7 protein-coding genes are annotated in these 4,873 nt (G+C 53.5%); 2 read left to right on the plus strand and 5 right to left on the minus strand.

The genetic code is table 11. The features are described from left to right. Positions 1 to 20 precede the first annotated feature (20 nt). Positions 21 to 305, plus strand: a complete 285-nt coding sequence (locus ACMLHG_RS14145; protein ID WP_417170913.1) for a type II toxin-antitoxin system RelB/DinJ family antitoxin — start codon at positions 21 to 23, stop codon at positions 303 to 305. Continuing rightward, on the plus strand, positions 302 to 724 hold the full coding sequence (locus ACMLHG_RS14150; RefSeq protein WP_417170908.1) for a putative toxin-antitoxin system toxin component, PIN family: 423 nt from the start codon (positions 302 to 304) through the stop codon (positions 722 to 724). The genes ACMLHG_RS14145 and ACMLHG_RS14150 overlap by 4 nt, the downstream gene beginning before the upstream one ends. Positions 725 to 790: 66 nt before the next feature. Here the strand turns inward: ACMLHG_RS14150 and ACMLHG_RS14155 are convergent, their stop codons facing one another. The 5 genes from ACMLHG_RS14155 to ACMLHG_RS14175 form a co-directional block, all read right to left on the minus strand. After that, on the minus strand, positions 791 to 1,102 hold the full coding sequence (locus ACMLHG_RS14155; RefSeq protein WP_154420892.1) for a hypothetical protein: 312 nt from the start codon (positions 1,100 to 1,102) through the stop codon (positions 791 to 793). Between the two features lie 116 nt (positions 1,103 to 1,218). After that, positions 1,219 to 1,947: a DUF932 domain-containing protein gene (locus ACMLHG_RS14160; protein ID WP_417170909.1), complete on the minus strand. Its 729-nt coding sequence runs from the start codon at positions 1,945 to 1,947 to the stop codon at positions 1,219 to 1,221. 4 nt (positions 1,948 to 1,951) lie between these two features. Next, complete coding sequence (locus ACMLHG_RS14165; RefSeq protein ID WP_417170910.1) at positions 1,952 to 2,755, minus strand: PD-(D/E)XK nuclease family protein; 804 nt, start codon at positions 2,753 to 2,755, stop codon at positions 1,952 to 1,954. Next, complete coding sequence (locus ACMLHG_RS14170; RefSeq protein WP_417170911.1) at positions 2,755 to 3,186, minus strand: hypothetical protein; 432 nt, start codon at positions 3,184 to 3,186, stop codon at positions 2,755 to 2,757. Before ACMLHG_RS14170 ends, ACMLHG_RS14165 begins: the two co-directional genes overlap by 1 nt. An 81-nt stretch (positions 3,187 to 3,267) precedes the next feature. Continuing rightward, a complete protein-coding gene (locus tag ACMLHG_RS14175) occupies positions 3,268 to 4,551 on the minus strand; it encodes a hypothetical protein (RefSeq protein ID WP_417170912.1) in 1,284 nt (427 codons plus the stop codon). Positions 4,552 to 4,873: the final 322 nt, after the last annotated feature.

The raw sequence follows: 4,873 nt of genomic DNA on the forward strand, positions 1-4,873 counted from the left end.
AATAACATAAGAGGTGCATGATGGCAATATCAACATTTAGCGTTCGCATGGAAAGCGATGTGAAGAATGAGCTGGACAAAATTTGCGCCCAGCTCGGTTTGAATACTTCCGTTGCAATCAATATTTTTGCCAGAACGGTCATTCGCGAGAAACGGATTCCATTTGAAATCTCGCTTGCCACCGGCGAAACAGCCGGGGCGAACGCGTTTCAAGCTCTACGCAAACAGGCGAAAACCAATGGTGTTCAGGGGATGTCTCTATCTGAAATCAATTCTGAAATAGACTGTGCCAGAGGCAAAAAATGAAATGTTATGCAGTGATTGATACCAATGTTCTGGTTTCGGCATTGCTGGCAAAACATGAAAATTCAGCAACCGTCAAAGTTGTGAATCATCTGTTTGATGGAACGGTTATTCCGGTGTTCAGTGAACTTATTCTCGCTGAATATGACGACGTGTTGCGCAGAAAAAGATTTGGATTTACTCCGGAACTTGTAGATACATTTTTAACAGAACTGCGTAACTGCGGAAAACTGCTTCAGGTCACAGAAACCGGCGTTATACTTCCAGACGAAAAAGATGTGCCGTTTTATGAAGTTGTATTAGAATCCGGTACGGATGATACTTATCTTGTAACAGGCAATATCAAACATTTCCCGCCGGAAATGTTTATTGTCACTCCGGCACGTTTTATTGAAATTGTGGAAACGCTTGCGGAAATCTGATATTCCGGCATGAATCGAAAAAAGAGACACGCATCGTTACTGCGTATCTCTGAAGTTTTCAGCCATCTACGCTTTGAATCGCAGATGACATTTCGGACAGCGGTACAGACCGATTACATTTTCATCGATCAATTTGCCCGCCTGAGCGCCGATCAGTCCCCCGGAAGTGATACCCCAGAGGAGATTCAACACGGCTCCGGCAGCCGCACCGATGGCAGTGCCGGCAACTCCCAACGCACTTCCCGCACGGGCGCCGCGAACCATGCCGACGATTACCGTTGCACCTCCTGCTGTAATCCCGGTTGCGGTTCCAACCGTGCAGGCCCGATGAAGCGGGTTTGCAATCGAAGCACAATTGGGACAAAAGACTTTTGCCATAATCACGATTCCTTCTTTCAAGTGATAAAACCGGCGACCGAAGCCGCCGGGGTGCATGATACTCCGGAAATCGCACCACTTTTTCCGGAGGGCGTACCAGGGCAGAGCGCCGTGGACTATCTTTTCCAGAGTTCCGCCGGTTTGCCGTCCAGTCCGAACAGTCGGGTCAGACTGCGGTAGCACTGGTCGGCACGGGCGGGACTGTACTTCTTGGCGGTCTCGGTGAAGGCGTTCAAGAGGCTCCACCGGGTCGGTTCGGCAAACTCTTCATGTTGAGGATGTTTGAACTCCTTCCAGACGGTCAGAATATCGCACGATGGAATCGCCTGACGCTCCGCCGCCACCACCAGCGAAGCACGAACTTCATCATCATTGAGTTCATCGATCTTCAACTCCTCTGCTACATTTTCCAAAGTCAGAAACTCCAGTTCCAGAGCGTTTACGGCTTCCAGAACCAGACCGTTCAGCTCGATCCGGGAGGTATGCCGCCGCTTCAGAACCATACTACCGCCGAACATGAGGTTCGCGCAGACTCGAACATTAAGCCCAGCAGCCAGGCCGACGGCAATCGTCCGGTCGTGGCTGTTGCGGATTCCGATGCAACGACTCCATTCTGTGCTTGAACTCCGGTTGATTCGGATCACCCCGAACATCCGCTGGCCGTCGCGGGCCAGACCGTATTGTTCGTCGAGAATCTGCCAGTCGTGCGCCTTGACCACGTCGGTTACTGCGTCGATCACCTCACTGTGCGGCACCGGCTTCCAGCTTGCGGTAGCGGTTGGAGTCGGAATCATTGCGATTTCATCGCGTCCGACAAATTTGCCTTCACTCATCATCAGTCCCATGATTTCACCTCCATTTCTTCAGATGCCATTGTCTGCAACGGTCCCGATACGGACACTCGTTACAGGCGAATGATGTTTCATTGGGCAGGAACACGCCTTTGTTGATCGCATCTTGCGCCCGATTCGCCAGCGCCTCGAAGCGCCGGAAATCGTGAAAACCGCGACTGGTATAGTGGCTCTCACAACCCGGATTCTTCGTCTTGGTAATGACGTCGAACCGAAAGAGCGAAGTCGTGCCGTTCTGCTTCTCGTAGGCATAGCTGAACACCGTTGCCTGAAGATCGCGGTCGGCTTTCCCGGCGGGCCAGCGGTTCGCGGAGGTTTTCCAGTCCACGATACAGGCATCCCGTCCATCCTGAACCACCAGATCGAACTCACCGATCAGCGGCTTGTCCAGACCGGGAACATCAATCTTGAATGCCTGTGCAACGCCCTTGATCGTGTAGTAATCCGACCAGTTCGCCAACGCCGCATCCAGCATCTTGGTCGCAAGAGCGATCACCGTGTCGAAGTTCTCGCCCTCCTTGTAGATCAGGTTCGGGGTAGCTTCGGCTTCGATCTTGAACGCCTCTTCAAACTGTCCGACGATCTCATCACGGGTCAGCGAACCGCCCATCATGCACTCCCACGCCTGAGCGGTCAATGCCGCATGAAAGGCTTTGCCGAACGGAAAGCAGACCGAAGTTCGTTCGACCTCGGCTTGATCCACGTACCGGTACATGAATTGCGCCTGACAGATATTGAGATACGTATTCAGTGCCGAATACGACCAGTGCGGTTCCTGCCGCAGTTCATCAATCGTCGCCATTACGCCGCCCTCCATTCATCGATCTGATCCGAACACTGCTGCCGGGTCAGATGCTGGATGTCCGGCACCTGAAACCGCGCCGCGATCTGCTGCGGAGTGATGCCGCGCTGCCGGGCGAGGTCGAGCAGATACGAGAGCTGTTTCGGACTTGCCGGAGCCTCATTCTGACGTGCCCCTGACCTGCTGCGTTGAGAACCGTTTCGCGGTGTTCCGGCTGCCGGACGACCGCCGTAATTCGCGGAAGTTTTTCCGTGCAATTCCGCTTCGACAGAATTACGTACCAGATCGAACGTTTCGTGAATCCGAGCCTGAAGAGCCTCGCCGGACAACCCGTCCGGCAGCTCCACTTCGACTGATGCATGATAGCTCTGGCTGGAATATTCCTCTCCGGCCGGAACCTTCTTTGAATATGACGCATTGAGTTTCAACATAGTCATTCCTCCATAAAAGACGGATAGCCGGGAGCTGTGAGGCTCCCGGCTATCCGTCCGTTTTTGTTTTGTGGTATTTCGCTAAATCGCCATTCTGATCCGTTCGATGGCGCGTTTCGCCTGAATGAAATCCCGCTCTTTCTGCTTTTGCGCAAGCTGAACTTCCTTGACCTTGCGCACCAGCAGGGTCGATTCGTCCAAAGCGAGTTTGAGTTTATTCCGGAACGTATCGATGGTATTGCAGAGTTCATCCAGCGGATTGGTTTCGGGTTCATGGTTCGGGGCGACCGTCTGCACCGGGGCAGACACCATTTTGTTTTCGACGTTTTCCATTTTCGTTTCCTCCTTTTCGGGTTGATGTTTGGGTAATATGTGAATCGGCATCGCGAGATACCGGCCGCTGCCGCCCTCGGCAATAACCGGTATCCTGCCGTCCGAATGTGCCCGGAATTTCGTATAGCCCTGTTGAAGCATCCGCAGCAGGATATACTTGTTGAGCGCCAGTACTGCGCGAGGCTGAGCGCCGACCACCGTTGCCTCCAACCGCAGCTCCATATCCGGGAAATTGTTCGGGATCACGGTGACGCCGCCCGGAACCCCGTTCAGTTCGACAGCATGGAACGGCAGGCTGTCGGGAACCGTTTTCAGAAACTCAATGACCCGCTCCGGCTCGTGAATCTCAATCTGATAATCCGACGTCTTGTCGGCAGAAATCACCTGCTTCCAATCGGGAAAGTTGCCCGGCAACGCCTTACCCTGCCACTGGAAACCGCCGATCTCGATCCGGAAGAGCCGCTCATTACGCCGATTCCAGAGGTGCAACACGCCGGGAGCGGCAGGTTTGGCCGTCAACAACGCGAGCGGAAACGGCAGCGTAACCTCCTCCTGAACCGCCAGCGGCCAAGGAAGATGCAGCAGCTCCTTCCCATTCGTCGCGGTGATGCCCTCAGCTGAAAGATTGACGCCCCGCAGGATGAGCCGCGCACCATCGCGATCCATAACTGGAGCCGCCAACGCGAGCAACTCTCCGAACGAGGCCGGAAGCTCGACCGAAACCGCCTCCTCGGGAACCTCTTCCAGCTCCGGCCATTCGAGCGACTTTCCCGTGACCTCAATCTCGCCGCCACGCGTGGAACGGATCAGCTCACGCAACGCCTTATACTCGCCCGTGAACTCCTCCATCTCCCCGGCATCGCCGATTACTTCAACCGTGACGGATTCCACGCCATCAGTTGCAGTCAGCCAGACCTGTTCCCCGACACCGAGGAACCGCACCGACCGCTGAACCTCCACCGGCGAAGTCTGCGACACCACCTTGCCGAGCACCTTCAACGCATCGGCCAACACACTCTTTTTGATCTTCATTTTCATTACCTCCATGTTAAAACACAATCGGCCCCGGCAGTCACATGACCGCCGGAGCCGATAACGAACAGGATTATCCTGATATCAAAGAGGTAATATATAGGTGAAAATTCATTGAACTACATGAAGTTATTGAATAAAAATTTTGCTTTCCGGTCAAGGCCATCCCCGATGCAAGCATCGGGGTATTTACGCCCAACCTCGCACATCCACTCAGCGGGCAGCCTCAAAATTTCAGTATAACGATGCGAGCATCGGGGAATTTATCCCATTATGATTAAATGACGGATTGAAAGATGACTTGTTTTTTGTTTTATAATTC

The organism is Victivallis sp. (assembly GCF_048170485.1).
Classification (GTDB): domain Bacteria; phylum Verrucomicrobiota; class Lentisphaeria; order Victivallales; family Victivallaceae; genus Victivallis.

What these genes read in the sequence shown, in the direction of transcription:
- ACMLHG_RS14175 (WP_417170912.1), bottom strand. Translation starts at nt 4,551, where the DNA reads ATGAAGATCAAAAAGAGTGTGTTGGCCGATGCGTTGAAGGTGCTCGGC.
- ACMLHG_RS14155 (WP_154420892.1), bottom strand. Translation starts at nt 1,102, where the DNA reads ATGGCAAAAGTCTTTTGTCCCAATTGTGCTTCGATTGCAAACCCGCTT.
- ACMLHG_RS14165 (WP_417170910.1), bottom strand. Translation starts at nt 2,755, where the DNA reads ATGGCGACGATTGATGAACTGCGGCAGGAACCGCACTGGTCGTATTCG.
- ACMLHG_RS14170 (WP_417170911.1), bottom strand. Translation starts at nt 3,186, where the DNA reads ATGTTGAAACTCAATGCGTCATATTCAAAGAAGGTTCCGGCCGGAGAG.
- ACMLHG_RS14160 (WP_417170909.1), bottom strand. Translation starts at nt 1,947, where the DNA reads ATGGGACTGATGATGAGTGAAGGCAAATTTGTCGGACGCGATGAAATC.
- ACMLHG_RS14145 (WP_417170913.1), top strand. Translation starts at nt 21, where the DNA reads ATGGCAATATCAACATTTAGCGTTCGCATGGAAAGCGATGTGAAGAAT.
- ACMLHG_RS14150 (WP_417170908.1), top strand. Translation starts at nt 302, where the DNA reads ATGAAATGTTATGCAGTGATTGATACCAATGTTCTGGTTTCGGCATTG.